Origin of the sequence: Phyllobacterium lublinensis (assembly GCF_020164435.1) — a bacterium.
Lineage (GTDB): Bacteria > Pseudomonadota > Alphaproteobacteria > Rhizobiales > Rhizobiaceae > Phyllobacterium > Phyllobacterium lublinensis.
Genome location: NZ_JAIUDQ010000003.1, coordinates 53,690 through 78,778, shown reverse-complemented (window position 1 = coordinate 78,778; position 25,089 = coordinate 53,690). Strand labels below are relative to the sequence as shown.

27 protein-coding genes and 1 pseudogene are annotated in these 25,089 nt (G+C 57.9%); 10 read left to right on the top strand and 18 right to left on the bottom strand.

The annotated features are described in order from the left end of the window. Positions 1 to 119 precede the first annotated feature (119 nt). The 6 genes from ileS to K9U38_RS21960 all read right to left on the bottom strand — a co-directional run bounded on the left by ileS (position 120) and on the right by K9U38_RS21960 (position 6,296). On the bottom strand, positions 120 to 3,047 hold the full coding sequence (gene ileS, locus K9U38_RS05060; protein ID WP_224493262.1) for an isoleucine--tRNA ligase: 2,928 nt from the start codon (positions 3,045 to 3,047) through the stop codon (positions 120 to 122). Next, positions 3,044 to 3,232, bottom strand: coding sequence for a SusD/RagB family nutrient-binding outer membrane lipoprotein (locus tag K9U38_RS05055; protein WP_224493261.1), 189 nt, complete (start codon positions 3,230 to 3,232; stop codon positions 3,044 to 3,046). Before K9U38_RS05055 ends, ileS begins: the two co-directional genes overlap by 4 nt. 88 nt (positions 3,233 to 3,320) lie before the next feature. Continuing rightward, entirely contained in the window at positions 3,321 to 4,163 is an 843-nt protein-coding gene (locus K9U38_RS05050; RefSeq protein ID WP_224493260.1) for a MipA/OmpV family protein, read from the bottom strand. Positions 4,164 to 4,265: 102 nt separating this feature from the next. Next, entirely contained in the window at positions 4,266 to 5,246 is a 981-nt protein-coding gene (locus tag K9U38_RS05045; protein ID WP_224493259.1) for a bifunctional riboflavin kinase/FAD synthetase, read from the bottom strand. An 8-nt stretch (positions 5,247 to 5,254) separates the two neighbouring features. Further along, positions 5,255 to 6,103, bottom strand: coding sequence for a TIGR01459 family HAD-type hydrolase (locus tag K9U38_RS05040; RefSeq protein WP_224493499.1), 849 nt, complete (start codon positions 6,101 to 6,103; stop codon positions 5,255 to 5,257). A 61-nt stretch (positions 6,104 to 6,164) separates the two neighbouring features. Further along, positions 6,165 to 6,296: a hypothetical protein gene (locus tag K9U38_RS21960; protein WP_255606948.1), complete on the bottom strand. Its 132-nt coding sequence runs from the start codon at positions 6,294 to 6,296 to the stop codon at positions 6,165 to 6,167. Here K9U38_RS21960 and K9U38_RS05035 point away from each other — a divergent pair. The 6 genes from K9U38_RS05035 (at position 6,295) to groL (ending at position 11,827) form a co-directional block, all read left to right on the top strand. Next, positions 6,295 to 7,317 carry a cation diffusion facilitator family transporter gene (locus K9U38_RS05035; RefSeq protein ID WP_224493258.1) on the top strand — a complete coding sequence of 341 codons (1,023 nt, stop codon included), beginning with the start codon at positions 6,295 to 6,297 and terminating at the stop codon, positions 7,315 to 7,317. The genes K9U38_RS21960 and K9U38_RS05035 overlap by 2 nt on opposite strands. Continuing rightward, positions 7,314 to 7,628 carry an ArsR/SmtB family transcription factor gene (locus K9U38_RS05030; protein WP_224493257.1) on the top strand — a complete coding sequence of 105 codons (315 nt, stop codon included), beginning with the start codon at positions 7,314 to 7,316 and terminating at the stop codon, positions 7,626 to 7,628. The genes K9U38_RS05035 and K9U38_RS05030 overlap by 4 nt, the downstream gene beginning before the upstream one ends. 104 nt (positions 7,629 to 7,732) lie before the next feature. Next, entirely contained in the window at positions 7,733 to 8,782 is a 1,050-nt protein-coding gene (locus K9U38_RS05025; RefSeq protein WP_224493256.1) for a hypothetical protein, read from the top strand. Then, on the top strand, positions 8,779 to 9,492 hold the full coding sequence (locus K9U38_RS05020) for a hypothetical protein (protein ID WP_224493255.1): 714 nt from the start codon (positions 8,779 to 8,781) through the stop codon (positions 9,490 to 9,492). Before K9U38_RS05025 ends, K9U38_RS05020 begins: the two co-directional genes overlap by 4 nt. A 328-nt stretch (positions 9,493 to 9,820) precedes the next feature. Next, complete coding sequence (gene groES / locus K9U38_RS05015; RefSeq protein ID WP_027230208.1) at positions 9,821 to 10,117, top strand: co-chaperone GroES; 297 nt, start codon at positions 9,821 to 9,823, stop codon at positions 10,115 to 10,117. Between the two features lie 63 nt (positions 10,118 to 10,180). After that, positions 10,181 to 11,827, top strand: coding sequence for a chaperonin GroEL (groL, locus tag K9U38_RS05010; RefSeq protein WP_224493254.1), 1,647 nt, complete (start codon positions 10,181 to 10,183; stop codon positions 11,825 to 11,827). A gap of 57 nt (positions 11,828 to 11,884) precedes the next feature. On the opposite strand, the pseudogene arsH reads toward groL, so the two are convergent. The 3 genes and pseudogenes from arsH to K9U38_RS04995 all read right to left on the bottom strand — a co-directional run bounded on the left by arsH (position 11,885) and on the right by K9U38_RS04995 (position 13,567). Then, a pseudogene (gene arsH / locus K9U38_RS05005) lies at positions 11,885 to 12,573 on the bottom strand (arsenical resistance protein ArsH). Between the two features lie 10 nt (positions 12,574 to 12,583). After that, entirely contained in the window at positions 12,584 to 13,000 is a 417-nt protein-coding gene (arsC, locus tag K9U38_RS05000) for an arsenate reductase (glutaredoxin) (protein WP_224493253.1), read from the bottom strand. Between the two features lie 159 nt (positions 13,001 to 13,159). Further along, positions 13,160 to 13,567 (bottom strand): winged helix-turn-helix transcriptional regulator, encoded by a 408-nt coding sequence (locus K9U38_RS04995; protein ID WP_224493252.1) that lies wholly within the window; start codon positions 13,565 to 13,567, stop codon positions 13,160 to 13,162. A 90-nt stretch (positions 13,568 to 13,657) separates the two neighbouring features. Between K9U38_RS04995 and K9U38_RS04990 the strand changes: the two genes are divergently transcribed. Beyond that, positions 13,658 to 14,218 (top strand): NADPH-dependent FMN reductase, encoded by a 561-nt coding sequence (locus K9U38_RS04990; RefSeq protein ID WP_224493251.1) that lies wholly within the window; start codon positions 13,658 to 13,660, stop codon positions 14,216 to 14,218. Positions 14,219 to 14,292: 74 nt separating this feature from the next. Here K9U38_RS04990 and K9U38_RS04985 read toward each other — a convergent pair whose 3' ends face one another. Then, positions 14,293 to 14,646 (bottom strand): VOC family protein, encoded by a 354-nt coding sequence (locus K9U38_RS04985; protein ID WP_224493250.1) that lies wholly within the window; start codon positions 14,644 to 14,646, stop codon positions 14,293 to 14,295. 8 nt (positions 14,647 to 14,654) lie between these two features. Next, entirely contained in the window at positions 14,655 to 15,065 is a 411-nt protein-coding gene (locus tag K9U38_RS04980; protein ID WP_224493249.1) for an SRPBCC family protein, read from the bottom strand. A 285-nt stretch (positions 15,066 to 15,350) separates the two neighbouring features. Here K9U38_RS04980 and fumC point away from each other — a divergent pair, with 285 nt between their 5' ends. Together fumC and K9U38_RS04970 are read left to right on the top strand one after the other, a co-directional pair. Further along, entirely contained in the window at positions 15,351 to 16,742 is a 1,392-nt protein-coding gene (gene fumC, locus K9U38_RS04975; protein ID WP_224493248.1) for a class II fumarate hydratase, read from the top strand. Between the two features lie 104 nt (positions 16,743 to 16,846). After that, positions 16,847 to 17,242, top strand: a complete 396-nt coding sequence (locus K9U38_RS04970) for a DoxX family protein (protein WP_224493247.1) — start codon at positions 16,847 to 16,849, stop codon at positions 17,240 to 17,242. Positions 17,243 to 17,297: 55 nt separating this feature from the next. Here the strand turns inward: K9U38_RS04970 and msrA are convergent, their stop codons facing one another. The 6 genes from msrA to K9U38_RS04940 form a co-directional block, all read right to left on the bottom strand. After that, positions 17,298 to 17,987 (bottom strand): peptide-methionine (S)-S-oxide reductase MsrA, encoded by a 690-nt coding sequence (gene msrA / locus K9U38_RS04965; protein WP_224493246.1) that lies wholly within the window; start codon positions 17,985 to 17,987, stop codon positions 17,298 to 17,300. Positions 17,988 to 18,003: 16 nt separating this feature from the next. Further along, the gene (gene msrB / locus K9U38_RS04960) at positions 18,004 to 18,498 is read right to left on the bottom strand and encodes a peptide-methionine (R)-S-oxide reductase MsrB (RefSeq protein ID WP_224493245.1); all 495 of its coding nucleotides are present in this window, start codon (positions 18,496 to 18,498) and stop codon (positions 18,004 to 18,006) included. A 115-nt stretch (positions 18,499 to 18,613) separates the two neighbouring features. Next, positions 18,614 to 19,309 carry an ATP phosphoribosyltransferase gene (gene hisG / locus K9U38_RS04955; RefSeq protein ID WP_224493244.1) on the bottom strand — a complete coding sequence of 232 codons (696 nt, stop codon included), beginning with the start codon at positions 19,307 to 19,309 and terminating at the stop codon, positions 18,614 to 18,616. Beyond that, entirely contained in the window at positions 19,306 to 20,436 is a 1,131-nt protein-coding gene (locus K9U38_RS04950; protein WP_224493243.1) for an ATP phosphoribosyltransferase regulatory subunit, read from the bottom strand. Before K9U38_RS04950 ends, hisG begins: the two co-directional genes overlap by 4 nt. A 6-nt stretch (positions 20,437 to 20,442) precedes the next feature. After that, entirely contained in the window at positions 20,443 to 21,957 is a 1,515-nt protein-coding gene (hisS, locus tag K9U38_RS04945) for a histidine--tRNA ligase (protein ID WP_224493242.1), read from the bottom strand. 109 nt (positions 21,958 to 22,066) lie between these two features. Beyond that, entirely contained in the window at positions 22,067 to 22,723 is a 657-nt protein-coding gene (locus K9U38_RS04940; RefSeq protein WP_224493241.1) for a DNA-3-methyladenine glycosylase I, read from the bottom strand. Between the two features lie 178 nt (positions 22,724 to 22,901). On the opposite strand from K9U38_RS04940, the gene K9U38_RS04935 reads away from it, so the two are divergent. Then, positions 22,902 to 23,693, top strand: coding sequence for a L,D-transpeptidase (locus tag K9U38_RS04935; protein ID WP_224493240.1), 792 nt, complete (start codon positions 22,902 to 22,904; stop codon positions 23,691 to 23,693). Positions 23,694 to 23,766: 73 nt separating this feature from the next. Here K9U38_RS04935 and glcF read toward each other — a convergent pair whose 3' ends face one another. Next, positions 23,767 to 25,089: a glycolate oxidase subunit GlcF gene (glcF, locus tag K9U38_RS04930; RefSeq protein ID WP_224493239.1), complete on the bottom strand. Its 1,323-nt coding sequence runs from the start codon at positions 25,087 to 25,089 to the stop codon at positions 23,767 to 23,769.

Sequence of the window (25,089 nt, the reverse complement as noted above, 5' to 3'; positions counted from 1 at the left end):
CTCTAAAATCAGGCAGTTCAATGGCAAGCCTTTACATGAGGCCAACTATATTAAGCAAGCCAATGAAAGATATTGTTAAGAATGAAGCGGATCACAAAGTTTGTGACCCGCCATTATATTCAAGCCAACTTCCCGAGTTCGGCCAATTCGCGCAGGGCTGCTGCGTCGCGCGCCGAAACATCAGGATAGGCGGCGTCAGATCCTACATCGTGGGTGTAACGCCAGGAGCGGGCACATTTGGTGCCGGACGCACGTTCTGGCACAACTGCGACACCCTTGACATCATCGGCAACGAAAGCGCCGGCAGGTGGAGCCTCGTCCCTGATCGTGATGGCGCTGGTGATACAGACCTCTGCCATGTCGATGTCCTGCACGGCAGCGAGCAATTCAGGATCAGTGACGAAAACGACCGGAGCCGCCTCCAGTGACGAGCCGATGCGCTTGTCTGCGCGTTCCAGTTCCAGCGCACCCGTGACAACACGGCGGACGTCGCGCACTTTCCGCCACTTGGCTGCCAGTTGTTCGTTGCGCCATTCTGAAGGCGTATCACGGAACTGCTCAAGATGGATGGAGACGGCATCCTTGTGCAGGTCGAGCCATGCCTCTTCGGTCGTGAAAGGCAGCATGGGCGCCAGCCAGGTAACAATACGATCGAAGAGATGGCGCACAACCTGCAGCGCTGCCTTGCGCCTCGTGCTCGACGGCGCATCGCAGTAGAGCGCATCCTTGCGAACATCGAAATAGAATGCCGAGAGCTCGACATTCATGAAGTCGATCAACGCACGGGTAATCCGCTTGAACTCAAACGCGTCATAGCCCGAACGCACCAGCTCATCGAGTTCCGCGAGGCGGTGCAGCATGAGCTTTTCGAGTTCGGGCATGTCCGCATAGGCGATCTCGCCGCCCTCGTCGTGCGCCAGTGTGCCAAGCATCCAGCGAATCGTGTTGCGAAGCTTGCGATACGCATCGATGTTGGTCTGGATGATGTTCTTGCCGAGCCGCTGGTCTTCCCAATAGTCGGTTGTCATTACCCAGAGGCGCAGGATATCCGCACCGGAATCCTTGATCACGTCCTGCGGTATGACCGTATTGCCGAGCGACTTCGACATTTTGCGCCCCTCCTCGTCCATGGTGAAACCATGGGTAACGAGCGTGTCGTAGGGCGCTCGGCCTCGCGTACCGCAGCTTTCGAGGAGCGAGGAATGGAACCAGCCGCGATGCTGGTCTGACCCCTCAAGGTAAACATCGGCAGGCCATTTCAGGTCCGGCCGGTCCTCCAGCGTGAAGACGTGGGTGGACCCCGAGTCGAACCAGACGTCGAGAATGTCGCGCACCTGCGTCCACGACTCATTTGCCTTCTCGCCAAGAAAGCGCTCGCGCGCACCCTCGGCGAACCAGGCGTCAGCGCCCTCTTCTTCGAAGGCTGCCAGAATGCGTGCATTGACCGCCTCGTCCTGCAGGACATTGCCATCTTCATCGGCAAAGAGGCAGATCGGCACACCCCACGCGCGCTGTCGCGACAGCACCCAATCCGGCCGGTCTTCGATCATGGCGCGCAAACGGTTCTGGCCGGCTGCCGGCACGAAGCGTGTTTCGTCGATCGCGCGGAGCGCGCGCGAACGCAAAGTGGACTGGTCGCCAAGGTCCTTGTCCATATGAACGAACCACTGTGGCGTGTTGCGGAAGATAACCGGCTTTTTCGAGCGCCAGGAGTGCGGGTATGAATGCTTCAGACGCCCGCGCGCGAACAAGGCATTGCGAGCGATGAGCTCTTCAATGACAACCTTGTTGGCGTCGCCCTTCTTGCCGTTGTCGTCGATGACGCGGGCAGGCCCACCCTCGCGATCCGGTCCGAAGCCCGGCGCGTCCTTGGTATAATAGCCGGCATCGTCGACCGCGAAGGGAATCGCCGGTGAAATGCCGCGTGCTTCCAGATCGCGCGCTGCGTTCATCCAGGCTTCAAAGTCTTCGCGGCCGTGGCCGGGAGCGGTATGAACGAAGCCTGTACCGGCGTCGTCGGTGACATGATCGCCGTCGAGCATGGGAACGGCGAACTCATATCCGCCACCAAGGCCGTGGAACGGATGGGCGAGCGTGATCGCCGCGAGTTCATCGCCCGAAACGGTTCTGATCCGCTTGAATGTCATCTTGGCCTTGATCGCCGATTCCTCGGCCAGAGCATCGGCGAAGATCAGCCTTTCACCCGGACGGGGACCGAAGTCATTCTCAACCGACTCAACTTCATAGAGGCCATAGGCCACGCGCGGAGAATAACTGACTGCGCGGTTGCCGGGGATGGTCCAGGGTGTCGTCGTCCAGATGACGACGTGTGCGTCCCCCAGATCCTGCGCTGAAGTGGCGTCTATCCTTGCGACTGGAAACTTCACCCAGATCGTGTCGCTCTCAATATCCTGGTACTCGACTTCCGCTTCGGCCAATGCCGTGCGTTCGACCACCGACCACATGACCGGCTTGGAGCCGCGGTAGAGCTGGCCCGACATGGCGAACTTGAGCAGTTCTCCGGCAATGCGGCTCTCGGCGTGATAGGCCATCGTCGTGTAGGGGTTATCGAAATCACCTTCGATGCCGAGGCGCTTGAACTCAGCCGACTGGACCTTGATCCAGTGCGTGGCGAATTCACGACATTCCTTGCGGAACTCGTTGATCGGCACTTCATCCTTGTCCTTGCCCTTGGCACGGTACTGTTCTTCGATTTTCCATTCGATCGGCAGGCCGTGGCAGTCCCAGCCAGGCACATAGTTGGAATTGTAGCCGCGCATCTGGAACGAACGCGTGATGACATCCTTGAGGATCTTGTTCAGCGCGTGCCCGATATGGATATTGCCATTGGCATAGGGAGGCCCATCATGCAGGACATAGAGCGGACGGTCTTTCGCATCCGCCCGCAGTTTCTTGTAAAGGTTCATCTCCTGCCAGCGGGCAACGATCTCCGGCTCCTTGGCGGGCAGGCCCGCACGCATCGGAAAGCTTGTCTGCGGCAGATAGAGGGTTTTCGAATAGTCGATTGTCGTGGATGTATCGGTCATTTTTCCAGCTTGTACAAAGGCCCGCGCGTGATCGCAGCAGGCATGGATTTGATTAAAATCATGATAGAGCGCACCAGCGCCTCCCCGACCTTCCGCACCGCAAGCCGAAGCTTCAGGAACGCGGCAAGGCCGGGCCAGTAATTCGTATCGCCTGAATAGGTATGGACAACATCCGGGTCCAGCAAACGGTTTTCATAACCGCGCTTTTAGCAATCACTGTCGGGAGAATAAAGAGGCAGCCGCAATAAACTTCACGTACGGCGCCTCGCACCACTACAACGAGAAATCGAAACGATAGGTGGCCTGCACGCCGAAGGTGGCCTGATTGGCCGAGCCGCGCTCTTCAACGAGACTGGAGTCCGCTGCCGGCCCCATAAGGCGGCTGTATTCCGCATAGGCGCTCGTCGTCACCTTCTCCGTCGTCTGCCAGGTGATCTGGCCGCCGACGCCAAGGGACTTCAGTCCGCCGCCCGGTGAATATTCCTTGAGCCCCGAAGCGGCCGACTCGGCGGCATTCACACCGTAATATTCCTGGAAGTAGTTCTCCGTCGCGAAGGTCGCACGCGGACCGGCGGAAACCCGGACGGTCGGCGTAAGGTCCTTGAACGCATCGATCGACACATCTGCCACGACGCCATCATGGGCGCCAAGGCCGCGGCGCACTTCGACACGGCCACGAATATTGTCTGTCGGATAGAACTCGGCAAAGCCGCCGAGCTCGAAACCCCAGTCGACCTCGTGCAATCCCTTCAGGTCGTCAGAATCATCGTCGTCGCGACCCGTTATCAATTTGCCGGTCAGACCGGCACGGAACACGCCCGTATCGATAAAGCCGATGGAGGCATTGTCGTTGAGCGATGAAAAACGAGCCGACCTTCCTGGACGGCCAATTGAAATGACCGGGGCGGCTCGCAGGAGGTACTCGGTGGCACCCTCATAGCTGGGTGCGACAAATCCCTTGGCGCCAAGCGTCAGGTACCAGTCACCGGACCACCAATGTTCTCCGCGCGAGCTGCTGGCTGTCTGGCTGTCCCCATAGTATTCGTCGGCAAGACCTGCTGCTGAACCGGCAAGAAACAATGCGCTCGCAAGAGCGCCGATCAGGCGAATAGACATGAGATTACTCCGGAGCCGTGCCTGGGAGGTGGCAAGCTTTGGGCGAACCTACCGAGAGATAGATAAAAATGCATTGATCCTCTTGGTAAACGATTTACCAATTCAATCGAAGTTGATGGTCTGGTCGAGCGCTGACAACGGCCGCACACCGTGAAGGAGTGCACGCGCTTCCTCCTCATCGCGCCTGATCTGTTGCATCATGGGCTCGAGCCCATCGAACTTTTCCTCACCGCGCAGATAGCCGAAGAAAGAAACCGCGCAGGTCTCGCCGTAAAGGTCGCCATCGAAGTCGAACACATAGGTTTCAAGCAACGGCTCGCCATGCGCATCCACGGTCGGCCGCCGTCCGAAGCTTGCAACGCCATCATGAAGCGTACCATCCGCACGGCGGAATCGCACAGCATATATGCCATGCTTCAGATGCGTCTCGGGCGGTAGAACCATATTGGCCGTGGGGAAGCCGATCGTGCGGCCAAGCTTCTTGCCGTCAATGACCTCAGCCCTGATCCGGTGACGATAGCCAAGGAGACCCGCCGCTTCCACAACTTCGCCTTCTCCGAAAAGCGCACGAATGCGACTGGAGGATATGGGGTGCCCGCCTTCGTCGCGGAAAGCATCCACCAGCGTCACATCAAAGCCGCGTTTTTCGCCCGCATCCATCAGGAATGCCGGACCACCCTGACGGTTTCTGCCGAAATGGAAATCAAAGCCGGTGACGATGCGGCTGGCATTCAGACCGCCGACGAGGATCTGGTCGACAAAAAAATCGGCGGTCAATTGCGAGAATTCCCGCGTGAAGGGGCATTCAATGACGGCATCGAACCCGAGCGCTTCGAGTATCGAGGCCTTTTCAGCGGCCGGTGTCAGCCGGTCAACAGGTTGGTCTGGCACGAACACGCTGCGCGGATGCGGTTCGAACGTCAGGACGAGCGAGGGACGTCCCACAAGCTCTGCCGCTTCGAGTGCGCGTCCAAGTACTGCCTGATGACCACGATGCACGCCATCAAAGTTGCCGATTGCCACGACGGCACCCTTGAGATGGTCTGGCAAATGGGATGGATCGGTCAAACGCAAGAAGGGCATATCACTCCTCAGGCCAGGGCGCGCATCGTCGCCACAGGATTACTGCCATGCTTTTCAAGAAAAGCGAGCAGCTTTTCAAGGTCGTGGACCCCGCCCATGACATAATCGCCCGCATGAATGCCCCCGGAAATGTAGAGCGCGTCGATCCCGAACAGGTCGGCGCCCTTTATGTCGGTCAGCATGCCATCGCCGATCGCCAGTACGCGGGAAAGGTCGACGGGCTTGCCACGCACCGCTTCGGCGGCGGAGACCGCGGCTTCGTAAATCGGGCGATGCGGCTTTCCGGCAATCAAGGTACGGCCGCCGAGCTGGCCGTAATCGCGGGCGAGCGCGCCGGCACACCAGATGAGACGGTCGCCACGCTCGACGACAATATCCGGATTGGCACAGATGAAGGGCAGATTGCGCGACCGAAAGCGGGTCAGCATTTCGGCATAGTCTTCCGGCGTTTCCGTCTCGTCGTCAAAGAAGCCGGTGCAGACCACGACATCCGCCTCGCGCTCCTCGAGGAGCTCGATATCAAGACCTTCGTAAAGGGTTTCGTCGCGGTCCGGACCGAGATGAAAGACTCGGCGCGGTGCACTGCGTATCAGTTCGCGTGTGACATCGCCGGATGTCACGATGCGATCATAGGATGACCCCGGCACGCCCAAGGCGTGGATCTGCTGTGCGACACCGGCAAAAGGGCGGGGAGCATTGGTTATCAGCACAACCGTCAGACCAGCGCGGCGCGCACGTGACAAGGCTTCGGATGCAGACGCAAACGAATCGACGCCATTGTGCAGGACTCCCCATACGTCGCACAGAAGCACGTCATAGCGGTCCATCAATGCGTCGAGAGTCTGCAAATGTAGCATGTCGCTCATGCCTATCCTTTCAGAATACGGGTAATGCCCCAAGCAAGGGAGATGCCATCGATTAGCCGATCAGGCCAATCGTGTCACGCCTGATTGTATTGCGATCGGTTATGGCCTGGCGGATCGCCGCCCGATTGACAGGATACATATGAACACGTATCGATATGTTTGTCAGATAGAAGGGCGAGGCCATGGCGCATTCCCACGAGGGGCACGATCACACACCGAAAATCACCACGGACAACCAGCGCAAGGTCCTGATTGCCTTCTTCATCACATTTGCCTTCATGATCGTCGAGGTGATTGGCGGGCTGCTGTCGGGTTCCCTGGCGCTGATTGCCGATGCAGGACACATGGTGACCGATGCCGCCGCACTGGCCCTCGCCTATGCGGCCTTTCACTTCGGCAAGCGCGCTGCCGATGAACGGCGAACCTTTGGCTATCTCCGGTTCGAGGTGATTGCAGGATTGATGAATGCGATCGCGCTCTTTGCCATTCTCGTGTGGATTACGATCGAAGCCATCGATCGCTTCCGCAATCCCGGGGAAGTCCTGGCCGGTCCGATGCTGGTTGTCGCGACGATCGGACTGCTCGTCAACATGGCGGTGTTCTGGATCCTGACGCGCGGTGATAGCGAGCACGTCAATATCAAGGGCGCGGTGCTGCACGTTCTTGGCGACTTGCTGGGCTCCATCGGCACGATCATCGCCGCCATTGTCATCTACTATACGGGCTGGACACCGATAGACCCGATTCTCTCCGTTTTCGTTTGTCTGCTGATCCTGCGCAGCGCCTGGGCGCTCTTGCGAAATTCCATGCATATCCTGCTTGAAGGCGCACCGGCAAATGCCGCACCGGAGGAGATTGAGCAGTATCTGAAGAGCACTGTTCCAGGCCTCGCCAATGTCCGCCACGTGCACGTCTGGATGATCACCTCCGGCAAGTCCTTGGCCACATTGCATGTCCAGCCTCTGCCCGATGCGGACCCAAGGCTGCTGGTGAAGGCAGTCGAGGCGGAACTGGTTTCCAAGTTCGATATTGAACACTCGACGATCGCGATCGATTGGCCGGACACGGCAGCAGATGAATGCTGTCTCGGGGCGAATTCCGCGGAAGGTGACGACCACGACCACAGCCATCATCATGAGGCGGACGATCACAGCGATCACGATCATGGTGTCCACGCCCACAGTCACGAGGGCCACAAGCATTGAGCAAGGCGCCGGTTCCCTCGCAGCTTGATACGACGATCCTTGCCGAGACGTTCCGCCTGCTCGGTGACCCGACCCGCCTGCGCATTCTCTTCTTCTGCCTGGAATCCCCGAGGGCGGTTGGCGATATCGCAGCAAGTCTCGACCTGTCCCAATCGCTTGTAAGCCATCACCTGCGATTGCTGCGCGGCGCAAGGTTGGTGCGCGGCACGCGGCAGGCCAAACAGGTGTTCTACGAACTGGCTGACAGGCATGTCAGCGACATGTTGGTCGACATGGCCGACCATGTCTGCGAGGAAGCTGACGAGACCTGACCCAATCGCGCAGCGCTGACGACCAGGACCGCTGTACGACCAATTGCTAATTGACCGGCATGATCTTTAATAGGAATAATTTCCCTTTTTAGGGGAATTATTTCATGGAGCATTTTTCTGAACATCTCGCCGAAGTTTTCAGCCTCAAAGCAAGTATCGCCGCACAGAAGCTTCAACTTGATCGCATGCGTGCGGCACCGGCCAACACCCATCCCTGGATAGAGATCCGCAAGGCCGAACTTGGCCTTGACTGTGATCGTTCCCGGTTGCGGCTCATGGAGCGGGCCTTCACCCTGAAGTACAATTTCGATCCCAACCAGCCGCGCGTGCCAGCGGGAACCGGCGATGGTGGGCAATGGACGAATACGGGTGGGCGCTCATATGCACCTATCCCGGACACGGGGCCGAGCCGCGCGGGCACGCCGAGTGCGAAACCGGCACCCATTACGTCGCCCAAGACACCGCCAGTCAAAGCTCCGCCGTCCGGTTCGTGGATTGGCGGTGCAGCACGAGGGCTCGCTCGCACCATTCCAGGAGCTGCGGCCCTTGCCGAGATCATCGACTACCTGGATTGGGACACCGATGTTGACGGCAGCATCACAAGATACAACCGACTTGTTTCAGAACTCAGTCCGGCCAGTGAAATCGTCCCCGTCATTTCCATGCGGGCCCGCTGCTATTCCAGGGAAGAGGATCAGACGAAAGTAGCCATAGGCGAGCTAACCCGTGATGAGGTAAGGAAATATTGTCCGAGATATTTGTTGGTCCAGGACCTGCTCAATCAAGCAACTTTGGAAGCCGATGCAACGGGTGCTTTTCCTTCAAAGCGAGATCGGGGCACCAATATTCACTATCGGGTCGCGCAGAAGGTAAAGGCTGTGGATGACCCCAATTTGAAGGCGGAGATGTCACTATTGAAGTCGGGCGTTGCACAGGCTGAAGAGGAAAACGACCCGTGGGTGCCACACGGACGTGATACAATCAGAATTGATGTCTATGACAGGGCGTCCGACAAACTCGTCTGCGTCTACGATCCAAAGACTGGAGACAACGACATCACTTTTAGCCGGCTTGACGAGATCGGGAAGACTGTTGCACTCAATTTCGGTGCGGGCACGCAATTCTTTGTCGTCGGAATGAGGCCGTTCGAGTGACGACAATCGCCCAGGTCCGCCAGGTCGTCCAACCACTGCTCCAGCGCCATGCCGATCTGGCGCTTGTCGGGCGCTACCTCCTCATCAAGCCGGTGCATCATTTTACCAGAGGCATCTTTATTGAACGCGGAGGCAGTAGCCCAAAACCCTTCGTTCCGATGACCAGCGTGTCGTTGTTATTCAATGGCTCCACCAGAATGCGCCTGGGTTGGGGTTTGGAATTATGTTATTTTTCCTTTGAGGGCGTAGACGATGATCTCGCGCGGCAGGAAAAGGCAGACCGGCTGGAATTTATCCGTTGGGAGATCGATCATTCGCCCGGCATCGAGCGGATGTTGCGGGTGATCGAGATCGCCCTCGATACATTGCGGCCCATCACAACCCTTGAGACGATGGTCGCATTCGGTACGCAGCCCGGAAACTACACGATCCCTTTTGAACGACGCGTTTACACGCGGCTGCTGATTGCTGTTGCCACCGGCGATCTCGATCAAGCCCTCGAAATCATCGACGCGCCATCAATGAAGCCGAGAGAGATACGCCAGTACATGGACCAGAAGTATCCGACATTCTATCCGGCGCTAGTCGCACACGACCGGCAAGAACTAGCGCGCATCCTGCACGAACTCGAAGCAACGACAGTCAAGAACCTGAAGTATGACAAGGTGTGGGAATCAACACCCTTCCCGCTGGAACTTGAGTACGCTTGAGATCTGGCAACACACAAAACGCGAACGCAATGCTGCGTCGCCTCGCTATCGTCGAATAACTCCAGATCACTTCAGTGCAATTTTTCTCTTGGCGTCTCCTTGACTGTTTCATCGTGGCTTCACATTTGCATGGCACGGTTTTGCGCGTTCGCGCCTGAACTTTTCGAAATGCCACTCGGAAGCATATTTCAATCACGCTTTCCCTTGACTCTTGGCCGCCATCCCACTATCTCCGGCGGCAGTTAGCACTCACCCATGACGAGTGCTAATAACGTGAACTGTCCGTGTTCGCGACATCGTTTTGACACCAACATCAAGGGTTCTAACCATGGCCAAAACCAAGTTCCGCCCGCTTCATGACCGCGTCGTCGTACGCCGCGTCGAATCTGAAGCAAAGACTGCAGGCGGCATCATCATTCCGGACACCGCCAAGGAAAAGCCGCAGGAAGGCGAAGTCATCGCTGTAGGCACCGGCGCTCGTGACGAAGCCGGCAAGCTCGTACCACTCGATGTCAAGGCAGGCGATCTGATCCTGTTCGGCAAGTGGTCCGGTACGGAAGTCAAGATCGGCGGCGAAGACCTGCTGATCATGAAGGAATCCGACATTCTGGGCATTCTCGGCTAATCGCCGGCTATCCCACATCCAACAAATATTCATCAAACCGGGATCAACCCCAGGAGAGATAAAATGGCTGCCAAAGAAGTCAAATTTAGCCGCGACGCGCGTGAGCGCATGCTGCGCGGCGTCAATATCCTTGCAGACGCCGTCAAGGTAACGCTCGGCCCGAAGGGTCGTAACGTTGTCATCGACAAGTCCTTCGGCGCTCCGCGCATCACCAAGGACGGCGTAACTGTTGCCAAGGAAATCGAACTGGAAGACAAGTTCGAAAACATGGGCGCACAGATGGTCCGTGAAGTCGCTTCGAAGACGAACGACATTGCCGGCGATGGCACCACGACTGCCACTGTACTTGCCCAGGCTATCGTTCAGGAAGGCGGCAAGGCTGTTGCTGCCGGCATGAACCCGATGGATCTGAAGCGCGGCATCGATCTTGCTGTTGCTGAAGTCGTCAAGCAGCTCGGCAAGAGCGCCAAGAAGATCAAGACTTCGGAAGAAGTTGCCCAGGTCGGCACGATCTCGGCCAACGGCGAATCCGAAATCGGTGAAATGATCGCCAAGGCGATGCAGAAGGTTGGCAACGAAGGCGTCATCACCGTTGAAGAAGCCAAGACCGCTGACACCGAGCTCGAAGTCGTCGAAGGCATGCAGTTCGACCGCGGCTACCTGTCGCCATACTTCGTCACCAACCCTGAGAAGATGGTTGCTGACCTCGAAGACGCCTACATCCTTCTCCACGAGAAGAAGCTTTCGAACCTCCAGGCCCTCCTGCCGGTTCTCGAAGCTGTCGTTCAGACCTCCAAGCCGCTCGTCATCATTTCTGAAGACGTCGAAGGCGAAGCACTTGCTACGCTCGTCGTCAACAAGCTGCGCGGCGGCTTGAAGATTGCTGCTGTCAAGGCTCCTGGCTTCGGCGATCGCCGCAAGGCCATGCTCGAAGACATCGCCATCCTCACCGGCGGTCAGGTCATCTCCGAAGATCTCGGCATCAAGCTCGAAAGCGTTACGCTCGACATGCTCGGCCGCGCCAAGAAGGTGTCGATCACCAAGGAAAACACCACGATCGTTGACGGCAATGGCAAGAAGGGCGAAATCAACGCCCGCGTCGGCCAGATCAAGCAGCAGATCGAAGAGACCACTTCGGACTACGACCGCGAGAAGCTGCAGGAACGTCTTGCCAAGCTCGCTGGCGGCGTTGCCGTTATCCGCGTTGGCGGTGCGACGGAAGTTGAAGTGAAGGAAAAGAAGGACCGCGTCGACGACGCCCTCAACGCAACCCGTGCGGCTGTCGAAGAAGGTATCGTTCCTGGCGGTGGCGTTGCTCTCCTGCGCGCTTCGGCTGGTCTTACCCTCAAGGGTGCCAATGCCGATCAGGACGCCGGCATCAACATCGTTCGTCGCGCTCTGCAGGCTCCGGCCCGCCAGATTGCAACCAACGCAGGTGATGAAGCTTCGATCGTTATCGGCAAGATCCTCGACAACAAGAAGGAAACCTTCGGTTACAACGCTGCAAACGGCGAGTATGGCGATCTGATCGCACTCGGCATCGTCGATCCGGTCAAGGTTGTCCGCACCGCCCTGCAGGATGCTGCATCGGTTGCTGGTCTTCTCGTTACGACGGAAGCCATGATCGCCGAAGCTCCGAAGAAGGACAATGGCGGCGCTCCCCAGATGCCAGGCGGCGGAATGGGCGGCATGGGCGGCATGGACTTCTAAGAAGTCCTGTCCCAACGACATATGGAAAAGGCGGGTTTCGACCCGCCTTTTTTTCGTTCAGATGGAGCTTAGCTTTGCGCGCCCTTCCAGTTTCGCCGCATCCTCCTTGCGCTCGCTGTATCGGCTGGTGAGATAAGATGAGGCATCACGCGTCAAAAGAGTGAACTTGATGAGTTCCTCCATCACGTCGACAACGCGATCGTAATATGGCGACTGCTTCATCCGCCCGGCCTCGTCAAACTCGTGATAGGCCTTGGCCACGGATGATTGGTTTGGAATGGTAATCATACGCATCCAGCGCCCCAGTACACGCATCTGATTTACGGCGTTGAACGATTGTGATCCTCCGGAAACCTGCATGACGGCAAGCGTGCGCCCCTGCGTCGGGCGGATCGACCCCACGGCAAGGGGTATCCAGTCAATCTGTGATTTCATTACGCCGGACATCGCTCCGTGCCGCTCCGGGCTGACCCAGACCTGCCCTTCCGACCAGAGAGAGAGTTCCCGGAGCTCCTGGACTTTGGGGTGACTGCTTGGTGTTTCGTCGGGAAGCGGGAGACCGGAGGGATCGAATATGCGGGTTTCTGCTCCGAAGGCTATCAATAGCGCTCTGCCTCCTGCGCAAGAAACCGGCTATAGGAGCGTTCCCGCAGGGAACCGTAGAGGAGGAGAATGCGCGGCGCGTGGGCTGAAAACCTTACGGACAATTTTGCCTGATCGATTGCTTCGAAACTTCCACTGTCCACACCCGGAAGGTCAAGCACGGCCAGTTCCCCTAGAAGTTACCACCTCGCCATCCTCCTTGGTGAATTGTTCCACGGGATGGTCAAGCAATTCCAGGACCAGTTCAGAGGGGCGGCAGAGTCTCGTGCCCTTGGGTGTCACCACGATCGGCCGGTTCATCAGGATCGGATGAGCAACGATGAAATCGATCAGCTGATCGTCGCTCCATTTGCTATCACCAAGATTGAGCTCGGCATAGGGCGTTCCCCGCTCACGCAGAATATCCCGGACACTTCCGCCCATCGCGGCGATCAGTTCAACCAGTTTTTCCCGGGCCGGCGGCGTCTTCAGATAATTGATAACCTCCGGTTCTGCTCCACTCTGGCGGATCATTTCCAGCACATTGCGCGACGTGCCACAGGCAGGATTGTGATAAATCGTAACAGTCATCGGGATACACTCTCAAGGTTCGGTTTGTCGTTTGCGGCCGGCCCTCTTTCGTACCAGCCCTTGCTGCGACCAGCGCTTCAGGTGCGTTGCTAATATCCATACATCTGGGAAACCCGATCTATCGATGTATGTCAAGTTTGCTCATACACGACAAAGCCGTTATTCGGCAGCGTCTTCGAAGGATGAATAATGTTCCTTCCCGGCACGGGCCGCATCAAAGCGCGCTCGCGCCTCCCTGACACGCTGCTCATTCGTGACCGCCCAATCGCCCAATGCCTTGACCGGCACCAGAAGATCACGGCCAAGGTCAGTCAGCTCATAATCCACACGCGGCGGAATTGTGGGAAAGACTGTCCGCGTAACGAAGCCGTCGCGCTCCAGCCCGCGCAATGTGCTTGTCAACATCTTCTGCGATATGCCGTCGATGGTCCGCTTCAATTCGTTGAACCGCATTGAACCATTGCCAAGGTATTTCACCACCATGACGGTCCACTTGTCACCGATGCGCGCCAAGAGGTGATGCACCGCCGTGCATGCAGGGGTTACCTCAAAGTGATCTGGTTTCAAAAAAGTGCCTCCTTGCGGCGATTTCAAACCGTCACTTACATAGCGCCGGTAACAAATAGTTACTACCCCCAAGACAAAGGATTTCTGAACATGGCAAAAGCAAAAATCGGCATCATTGTCGGCAGCACACGTATCGGACGCTTTGCCGAGTTTCCTGCCAAATGGATCGCGGAGCTTGCTGGCAAGAGAGAGGATGTGGAGGTCGAAATCATCGATCTGCTCGATTACCCGATGAACTTCTTCGGTGAAGAGCGGACAACGACTGCACAGAATGAGACTGCAGAGCGGTGGAAGAAGAAGCTGCGTGAATTCGACGGGTTCGTCATCACTGTCGCAGAGTACAATCACGGCCCGACCGCGGTCCTGAAGAATGCGATTGATCTGGGTGAATTCGTCCAGCGGCCCGTTGGATTTGTCGGTTATGGCGGTGTGGGCGGCGCTCGCGCGATCGAGCAGCTTCGCCTGGTATTCGTGGAAATGGGATCCGCCTCAGTCAAGACCGGCGTTCACATCTCCTACGCGGAATACCTGTCTGCGATCAAAGGCGAGAAGAAACTTGGCGATTACGCCCACCTCAACGAGGCGGCAACCAATCAACTGGATCAGCTCGTCTGGTGGATGAATGCCTTGAAGACCGCCCGCGCTGCCTGATCGTTCGGAGCGGCGGCCGCTTGGCTGCCGCTCCGCCATGGCTTCACCGTGGTCGGCGGACTGTGCATTGAACTTTATTTGTCCGACCAGACCCCAAGCTCGTAGCCATCCGGGTCAGAGAAGTGAAACCGCCGGCCGCCAGGAAAGGTAAAGACCGGCTTGACGATCTTGCCGCCTGCTTTCTCGACCCGCTTCAATGTGTCTGCCAGATCATCAGCGAAGAGGATAACTAGCGGTCCGCCTGACCGCACCTTGCCTTCGGTGGTGAAGCCGCCTTTGAGCGCCCCGTCTGAGAATTCACAATAAGTCGGGCCGTAGTCCGTGAAAGTCCAGCCGAATGCCTCACCGTAGAACTGACGGGCGCGAGCAATATCACTGACGTTCAGTTCAATGTAATCAATGCGTTTGTCCTTGCCTGAACTGGCCATGTCGATCCTCACACGATTAATTGCGCTTCAAGCAGATCCTTGAGCTTTTGCAGGTCGCGGTTCACCCAGGCGGCGTCAGCGGCGAATTTCTCATCATCCATGCCCGGCAACCGGAACAGAGTGAACAGCACTTCGCAGTTCTCGCCGTTCGCGACCACCCGCAGCGGAATATAGACGTCCTCACCGGTTTCAGTGGTGACCCAATGGTCGAGCACACCAAATTCGTTGATCGGGGCAAAGCGCAGCCTGAGCTTGCCAGCCGGACCATCTGCCAGCCATTCATTTCCGGATTTCTGCAGGCCGGATGTCAGACCGGATGCCCAAGTCGGCAAATTTTCCGGAACGCTCGCGTAATCGTAGACATCATGCCAATTGCGCCTGATGGAAATCTCAAGGGTTCGCGCTTCATGCGTGGCCATGACTTCTCCTCCCACACTACCGCAACCAATTTTATGCGCCTGAAGGCTGTCTGTCTTGATCAAAAAGTCCCATCCGGAATGAAATTCTCGCTACGATCGAATCGGCACTAAACCGGACAGCGCTTCCACAGGCTCAACGGCACGAGGCATCGGCTGGCGGCGGCGCCTACAATCGATTTTATACCGAAGGCAGGTCAATTCGTCCCGATCATTCGGCTCCCGAACCTTGCCTCGGGCAGAGCTTTTCAGTAGTGCTCATGCCAACTCCCAACAGGAAAGTACACGATGAGCTCTACCCGTACCGAGACAGATACGTTTGGTCCAATCGAAGTGGCAGCCGACAGATATTGGGGAGCGCAGACAGAGCGCTCCCTGCACAATTTCAAGATCGGCGGCGAACGGATGCCGATCCCGCTCGTGCGTGCTCTCGGCATCGCCAAGCGGGCAGCCGCTGAAACCAATATGGCGCTGGGCAAGCTGGACGAAGTGATCGGCCGCGCCATCACAGTCGCTGCCGAGGAAGTCATTGCGGGCAAACTCGACGACCACTTCCCGCTCGTCGTCTGGCAGACCGGGTCGGGAACCCAGTCGAACATGAATGCCAACGAAGTGATCTCCAACCGCGCCATCGAGATGCTGGGCGGCACCAAGGGTTCCAAGAAGCCTGTCCATCCCAATGACCACGTCAATATGAGCCAGTCGTCGAATGACACCTTCCCGACTGCGATTCATATCGCGACGGCCATCGAAGCCAAAGAGCGTCTCTTTCCCGCGCTCGAACATCTCACTGCTGCCCTGGCCAAGAAGGAAAAGGCCTTTGCCGACATCATAAAGATTGGCCGCACGCACACTCAAGATGCCACTCCCGTCACACTGGGCCAGGAATTCTCCGGCTACCGGGCCGCACTGGAATACGCCCATACGCGCATCGAACAGAGCCTGGGTGATATCTTCCTGCTGGCACAGGGTGGCACGGCTGTCGGGACAGGTCTCAATGCGCCTATCGGCTTTGAAACGGGCTTTGCTGAAGCGGTATCGGACATTACCGGCCTTCCCTTCAAGACTGCCCCCAACAAGTTCGAGGCGCTGGCGAGCCATGGCGCACTCACGAACTTCCACGGCAGTCTCAATGCGCTTGCCGCCGATCTGTTCAAGATTGCCAATGACATCCGCTTTCTCGGCTCTGGCCCCCGGTCCGGCCTCGGCGAATTGAAGCTGCCGGAAAACGAGCCGGGGTCGTCGATCATGCCAGGCAAAGTCAATCCGACCCAGGCCGAAGCCCTGACCATGGTGGCCGCGCAAGTCTTCGGCAACAATGCCACGGTGACGATCGCCGCAAGCCAGGGCCATTTCGAGCTCAACGTATTCAAGCCGGTTGTTGCTCTCAATGTCCTTCAGTCGATCCGCATCCTCGCGGATGCCATGATCTCCTTTGCCGACAATTGCGTCGATGGCATCGAAGCCGATGAAGTCCGCATCAAGGATCTGCTCGAACGCTCACTGATGCTCGTAACGGCATTGGCGCCGGCGATCGGCTATGACAATGCGGCCAAGATCGCCAAGACCGCTCACAAGAACGGCACGACCTTGCGCGAGGAGGCCCTCGCCAGCGGTCACGTCTCAGCGGAAGATTACGACCGTCTCGTTCGCCCGGAACGGATGATTGCGCCAGAGTAATTGAAACGTCATTCTAAAGTGAACAATCTGTCGAGAAAATGATGGCTTTGATTGACAATCGAATCTCGTTATTGGGTTGTCAACGCAAAACTCTGGAGACTTTTATGGCTAACAATAGCGTACTCGTTCTAATAGGTCGCATTCTACTATCATTCATGTTCATTCTGTCCGGCTATGGAAAGCTTACTGCCATTGGCGGTACCGCTGGATATTTCGGCAGCCTTGGACTTCCTGCACCGACCGTCGTCGCAATCCTGGTTGGCCTGCTTGAACTTGGCGGCGGTCTTGCCGTACTCGTTGGGTTCCAGACCCGCATTGCCGCATTGGCTCTCGGACTTTTCACGCTGGCTGCTACCGCTGCGGCGCACTTGGACTGGTCGGGCGATGCCGGCGCTGCACAGTTCCTGTTCTTCCAGAAGAACCTTGGCATAGCCGGCGGCTTCTTCCTGCTTGCCGCCTATGGCGCAGGCGCACTTTCGCTGGACGCCAAGCGCGGTTGATGAAAACAACAATCGATGAAAAGGCCGCTGCAAGCGGCCTTTTTTATTTGTTCCATCAGTTGGAAGGCTTTGCGTCGCCAACCAGGACCGGCTTTTTCCTGTAGTCTTCGGGAAATAGCTTGCTCAGATTTTCAATCTTGGGCAGGTCATAATAGGCGATATAGGGCTGTGTCGGATGGATCGTCGCATAGTCCTGGTGATAGGCTTCGGCCGGATAGAATTTCACCAGCTGTGAGACTGTCGTCACGATAGGCTTCGAAAAGGCCTTTGCCTTGTCCAGCTGGCCTATGTAGGCAGTTGCTACCTTCTCCTGATCAGCGCCGGTCGTGAAGATGGCCGAACGATATTGCGTCCCGGAGTCCGGACCCTGGCGATTCAGTTCAGTCGGGTTGTGGACCACGGAGAAGTACACTTGGAGGATCTTTCCGAGGCTGACCACTTTCGGATCAAAAGTGACCTCTACTGCTTCCGCGTGTCCAGTGTCGCCACCACTGACGATTTCATAACTTGCTGTTTCCTTTGTGCCGCCCGAATAGCCGGAGACGGCGCTGGTTACGCCTTTCATGTGCTGGTACACACCCTGGACTCCCCAGAAGCATCCGCCAGCGAGGACCACCGTTTCGGATTTGGCCGAAGATTTCTGATCGAGCGCCGGCGGCGGGACCATGGTGACCGCCTCTGCGGCGAGCGCAAGGCCGGGCGACAAAACGATGGCGGCGGCAAGCAGGAGATGACGGAGTTTCATGGGAATTCCTTCGAGTTCAGGCAGATGCAGGTTTGAACTTCAACGCGACGCCGTTCATGCAATAGCGCAGACCGGTCGGTTTTGGTCCATCGTCAAAGACGTGACCAAGGTGGCCGCCGCAACGGTGGCACTCGACTGCAGTGCGCATCATGCCAAACGAATTGTCTGATATTTCGATGACCGACCCCTTGATGGGGGACCAGAAACTTGGCCATCCGGTGCCGCTGTCGAATTTGGTGTCCGAATTGAAGAGCGGCAGGTCGCAGCCGGCACAGGCGAATACGCCCTTGCGCTTTTCGTGGTTGAGCGGGCTGGTGAACGGCCGCTCGGTTCCCTCCTCGCGCAACACGTAGTACTGCTCGTCAGTAAGCAGCTTTTTCCATTCGGCGGCTGTGTGCTCGACTTCGAACTTACCGGCTGCCTTTGCGTTCGGCGTTCCGGCAAACCGCGTCGCGGCATATACTCCAAGTCCTGCTAGCGCACTGCCAAAAAGCGCTCGACGTGTGATCATGGCCAGACTCCCAACAGCATTATACCGAACTTCGTCCGGTCTTCTGAAGGAAATACGTATGATCTGCCGCAAAGGTTACAGAACCGCCACGACTTCACATAGAGTTGATAGGAGTTCAGCCTGCCAAGGCGGCCTTGATGCGCCTGGCGAGCTCGTCCACGGCGCCGTTTGCGGCTGTGCCGCGCGATGAAACCAGACAGGCCTGCGACCTGAGGATCACGCCATCTTCCAGAATCTTGAGATGATTGGCCTGCAGCGTCGAACCAGTCGACGTGATATCGACAATGATGTCTGCAGAGCCGGAGGCAGGAGCCCCCTCGGTTGCGCCAAGGCTCTCGACGATGCGATAGACCTGAATACCGTGCATTTGCGAGAAGAACTGCTGCGTCAGCCGCCAGTACTTGGTGGCGATGCGCAGACGGCGACCGTGGCGCTGGCGGAAATCGGCGGCGACGTCGTCAAGGTCAGCCATGGTCGATACATCGTACCAAACCTCCGGAACGGCCACGACCACATCTGCGTGACCAAAGCCAAGGCGGGCTTCAATCTGTACCCTTTCGTCAGCAGAAGACAGGGTTTCGCGGATCAGATCTTCGCCCGTCACGCCAAGGTCAACACTGCCATAGCCGAGTTCGCGGGCAATTTCCGACGCAGAAAGAAACAGGATGTCGATCTGGCTTTCGCCTTTGACCTGCGCCCGATAATTGCGCTGATCCTTGGGGAGGATCACGTTCAGCCCGGCATTGTGTAGAACGGCAAGCGCCTCGTCCTTCAGACGGCCCTTGGAGGGAAGCGCCAATGTAATTGTCATTGCGCATCTCCTGCAATCTGCTCGAGCCGGTCGAGCCAGATGGAAAAGCCGACGCCCGGTATGGAACCTACGGCGCCGAGCATGGTCAGCAGCCGGTCGTAGCGACCACCACCGACGATGGCGCCCAGTTCAGTATTTTTCAGTGCGCGGGTCTCATAGACGAGGCCGGTATAATAATCGAGCGGGCGGCCGAAGGCGGCATCATAGACGATGGTCTCATGCCCGATTCCAGCTTCGATAACGGACGCTGCGCGCGCCTCGAATTGTTCAAGCGCCGGACCAAGGTCGAACTCGTTGGCGCGGGCAAAGGCGAGCAGTTGTCCCGCTGCCGATGGAAGCGGTACCCGGATGGCGAGAAACGTTTCGAGGGCCGAAAAAGTCTTGGTCGGGAGCTTCACCGAAGCCAGTGTCGCTTTTTCGATCAGTCGCCGCGCGATCTCGACGGGCGCACGACCAGCGCCCGGTGAAATGCCCGCCACCTGCATATCCTGCTCCAGTTCGGCGGCAAGGCTGGACTCATCGCCATCGGCCACAAGTGCGGACAGGCGATCAGGCAGCACCCCATTCTGCCGGTTTGAAGCAAGGTCTTCGAGCAATGCCTTCAGCTGGCCGGGATTGCCAAAGGCGCGAGCCAGTTTTTTTTGCCAGCCCCGTGGCAGACCGAGCGCAGCCAGTACGGCTTCAAAAATGGCCTGGTCACCGAGCAGGGTTTCGAGCTGCGCACGCGGTGCAACGAGGCGGATGGCGGCCAGTGCATCGGCCAGCGAGCGCGCATCAGCCCGGGCCCGGTTGGCGTCGCCGAGATCCTCTATTCCGGCCTGAAAGAACTCATTGCCGCCTTCACGACGCTGGCGGAACACTTCGCCAAGATAGGCATAGCGCTTCGGCGTCGCGGCGTTCAGCTCGATGTGATTACGGCAGACCGGGATGGTAAATTCCGGCCGCAGGCAAAGACTATCGCCATTCTCATTCTCCGTCAGGAAAATGCGGCGGCGCAGGTCCTCACCGGCCATGTCGAGAAACTGGTCGGCAGGCTGAATGACGGGAATGTCGACAAGCTCGGCATCCCGCCCCGAAATCAGCGCAGCCAGATCGCCGGAAAAGATTGGAGCACGCGAGCCGGTCATCGGGGACTACACCGCCTTCGCTGCGTTGGCGCGGTCCTCGGCTTGCGCCTCAAGAATCTTGCGGACTTCGGCGACGAGATCGATTTCCTTGACCGTGATCTGCGCCGGGCGACTTTCGCGCCAGGTGACATTGTCCTCGATTTCAGCCGACAGGCGCGCGCCTTCGATGAGGTCCTTGATCTGCACCTCGCCATTCTCGCGTTCCTGTGAACCCTGGATGATGACGCAAGGCGCACCGCGGCGATCGGCATATTTCATCTGCGGCTTCATGCCCGAACCGCCCAGATACATCTCGGCGCGAATACCCCCCTGCCTCATATCCGAAACCATTTTCTGATAACGCCCGAGGCTGATCGTGTCGCGATCCATCACGAGCACGACGACGGGACCGATATTATCGGACGTATCCAGCTTGCCGAGGTTCTTCAACGCCGTCATCAGGCGTGAAACGCCGATGGAAATGCCTGTCGCGGGAACGGGCTCGCCTCGGAAACGTGAAACAAGGCCGTCGTAGCGCCCGCCACCGCCAACGGAGCCGAAGCGTACGATCTGGCCGTCGTCATTCGGGATTTCGGCCAGCAACTCGGCCTCGAATACGGGGCCGGTGTAGTATTCAAGCCCGCGCACCACCGAGGGATCGATCTTGACCCGGCCCTCGTAGCCCGCTGCAGAACACAGCGCTTCGATGGTCGCGAGTTCCGCAACACCTTCCCCGCCCTTCTCATTGCCAGCGATGACGCTCTGAAGATTGGCGATGGTTTCGCTGCCCGAAGTACCCCCGGCAGATGTAAAATCCAGAACGAGCTTGATGGCAGCCTCATCGAGTCCGGCACCCTTGGTGAAATCACCACTTTCGTCGAGACGGCCCTTCCCGAGCAACTCCCGGACACCTTCGACGCCGAACTTGTCGAGCTTGTCGATGGCGCGCAGCACCGTCAGGCGCTGGCCAACATTTTCGTCGCCCACGAGGCCGATGGCATCCAGAACGCCATCCAGAACCTTGCGATTGTTGACGCGTATGATGTAATCGCCGCGCTTGATACCCAGCGCCTCCATCACATCGGCCATCATCATGCACATTTCCGCATCCGCCGAGACGGATGGAGCACCGACCGTATCAGCGTCGAACTGCATGAACTGCCGGAAACGGCCTGGGCCGGGCTTCTCGTTGCGGAACACCCAGCCGGCGCGGTAACTGCGATAGGGTTTCGGGATGCCTTCAAAATTCTCGGCAACGAAGCGCGCCAGCGGTGCCGTCAGATCGTAGCGCAACGACAACCACTGCTCGTCATCGTCCTGAAAGGAAAAGACACCCTCGTTCGGTCGGTCCTGATCGGGCAAGAACTTACCCAAAGCATCCGTGTACTCGATGAGCGGGGTTTCGACGGGCTCGAACCCATAGAGTTCATAGACCTTGCGGATCTCCGCCATCATCTTCTCGGCAGCGCGCAGATCGTCCGGCGCACGGTCCACGAAACCGCGCGGCAGCCGCGCTTTTACCCTGTCTGCCTTCGTCGCCATGATGATGATCCAATACCCTGAAATGAAGCTGTCTGCTAAAGCCGGTTTGCTCTAGCTTATCAAGGCTTCAAGGGCAAGGATTGATGACCCTGGTGAAGCACGCGCGACTCTATGAAGCCGGAACCGGTCTCTTAAACCTAGCTCGCAGTTTTTCGATCTCCACGCGGCATTTGCAACCCTCGATGTGATCATTGACCAATCCCATCGCCTGCATGTGCGCATATATCGTGGTTGGGCCGACAAAGCTCCAGCCCCGCTTCTTCAAATCCTTCGATAACCGGATCGAAGTCGGCGACGTTGGATTTGCAATCAGCGTTGGATAGTCGACGACTTTCGGACGCTCGTCTGCGGGCGGCTCGAATTGCCAGAAATAGGCCGCGAGCGACCCGGTCTCCTTGACGAGTTCAATGGCGTACTTGGCATTATTGATCGCGGAATTGATCTTGCCGCGGTGGCGGATGATGCCCGCATCGGCGAGCAGCCGCTCGACATCCTTCTCGCCATAGCGGGCAACCCGATGATAATCGAAGCCATCGAATGCCTTGCGAAAATTCTCCCGCTTGCGAAGAATGGTCAGCCATGAAAGGCCCGACTGAAATCCTTCGAGGCAGATTTTCTCGAAAAGCCGCGTATCGTCGGTGACCGGTCTGCCCCATTCGTGGTCGTGATAGTGCACATATTCCGGCAAGGTTCCGGGCCAGAAACAACGGGTCTCACCATCTTCACCGGTTATCAGGCCGGTCTTGACCGGAGTGTCATCTTGCATGTCGCCCACCCTTTTCCCATCGTTAACCAGTTTTGCAAACCCGTCGGTAACCACACCAGATAGTTTCAGCAAAGAATCGCAATTTATTGAGCGCGATTCACTTTTTTCTACCTGTGCCCGGGCAAACTCAATCCGAAACCTGACAAATCCTGTCAGGAGCGTGTTGAGAACAATATCAATGAGAATTGCCCGACTGCTCATGACAACCTGTCTGACCGCGGCTCTCGCCACGCCTGCAATGGCCAGCGAACGCTATGCAACGAGAGCTCCTGTCGTGATGAGCCCCGACCTCGCCGCGCCCTGGGTCATGCAGTTGCGCGCAAGACCGGTGGGATCGCCGGTCAATCCACGTAACTATGTGGTTTTCACCGAGCGTCCGTCGCGTGGCACCGTCACTCAACGGGACAGGCGAACCGCCAGGAACAACCTTGCAGCGAACCCCGCCGTGCGCGAAGTTTCATTCCAGCGTCCAGAACCGCCCGCCAGCGAACAACGCCCGAAGAAAAGGGCGATGGATCCCCGGTTCCTGCCGCAGACGGTCGCCTATAACGGCCCTGAGAGACCCGGCACCATCGTCATCGACACATCGCAGCGTTTCCTGTTTCTGGTCGAAGCAGGTGGAACCGCCCAGCGCTATGGCGTTGGTGTCGGCAAGGAAGGCTTTGGCTGGTCAGGTACGAACACAATCAGCCGCAAGGCCCAATGGCCTGACTGGAATCCGCCGGCGTCGATGATCGAGCGCGAGAGACTGAAAGGCCACTACATACCGGCACACATGGAAGGCGGCATTGCCAATCCGCTCGGCGCGCGGGCGCTCTACCTCGGTTCAACGCTTTATCGGATACACGGGACCAATGCCCCATGGACTATCGGCCATGCTGTATCCAGCGGTTGCATTCGCATGCGCAATGAAGACGTCACGGACCTTTACGAGCGGGTCAATGTCGGAACGAAGGTCATCGTCAGATAGCGGTTAGTGGGGCCGGCACCGGGGGCGGTGCCGGGAACTGGGGCAGCGGTTTTATTGGACCGCTGCCCCCTTTCTATTCTGCTGCCTGCAAGGATGCCGCGATACCTTCGGGTTTCGGGCCGCCATAGGCCCAGTCAAGCAATTCTACCGTATGGACTATCGGCAGTCTGGAGCCACCGGCGATCTGGGTGATGCAGCCGATGTTACCTGTTGCGATGAGGCTAGCCCCCGTGGCCTCGATATTCCTGACCTTGCGATCACGCAGGGTTTGCGCGATGTCCGCCTGCATGATGTTGTAGGTACCGGCCGATCCGCAGCAGAGGTGACCTTCGGCCGGCTCCTTCACGACGAAGCCTGCGGCCTTGAGCAGTTCCTTAGGCTGCCGGGTTATCTTCTGCCCATGCTGCATCGAACAGGCAGAATGATATGCAACCGTAAGTCCGGTCGGCTTATCGACGGCCGGCAGCTCCAGTCCGGCCAGATACTCCGTTATATCTCTTGCCAATGCCGAAACACGCGCCGCCTTGTCGCTGTAATGCGGGTCGAGGCGGAGCATGTATCCATAGTCCTTGATTGTAGTGCCGCAACCGGAAGCGGTGATCACGATTGCGTCGAGGCCGCCAGCATCAATTTCCTTGCTCCAGACATCCACGTTACGGCGAGCGTCATCGAGTGCCGCCTCTTCGCGGCCCATATGATGCACGAGTGAACCGCAGCAACCCTCGCCCCTGGGCACAATCACTTCAATGCCAAGCCGTGTCAGGAGGCGTATCGTGGCCTCGTTGATGCCTGGTTTTAGAACCGGTTGCGCGCAGCCGGTCAGGATTGCAACCCTGCCCTTCCGCCTTGCACGCGCCGCATGGGAGCCAGGCTGGGCGAATGGCGATTTCGCAGGCACGGATTTCGGTGCCAGATCCAGCATTGCACCGACGGGTTTGAGGGCGGGCAAGGACTTGAACAGCGGGGCAAGGGGACGGCCGATCCTGGCCGCGTTGAGTGCGAAGCGGAAGCGACGGGGATAAGGCAGAACAAACGCAAGCAATGCGCGAATGAAGCGATCGAGAACGGGACGCGTGTATGTCTTCTCGATATGAGCGCGGGCATTATCGACCAGATGCATGTAATTGACGCCTGACGGGCAGGTCGTCATGCAGGCGAGGCATGACAGACAGCGGTCGATATGCTTGACAAGCTGATCATCGGCGGCACGCCCGTTCTCAAGCATGTCCTTGATGAGGTATATGCGGCCCCGCGGGCTGTCGAGCTCGTTGCCAAGGGTGACATAGGTCGGGCAAGTGGCAGTGCAAAAACCGCAATGTACGCATTTGCGTAAGATTTTCTCGGACTCCGCTACGCCGGGATCGAGAAGCTGCTCAGGTGTGAAATTGGTCTGCAC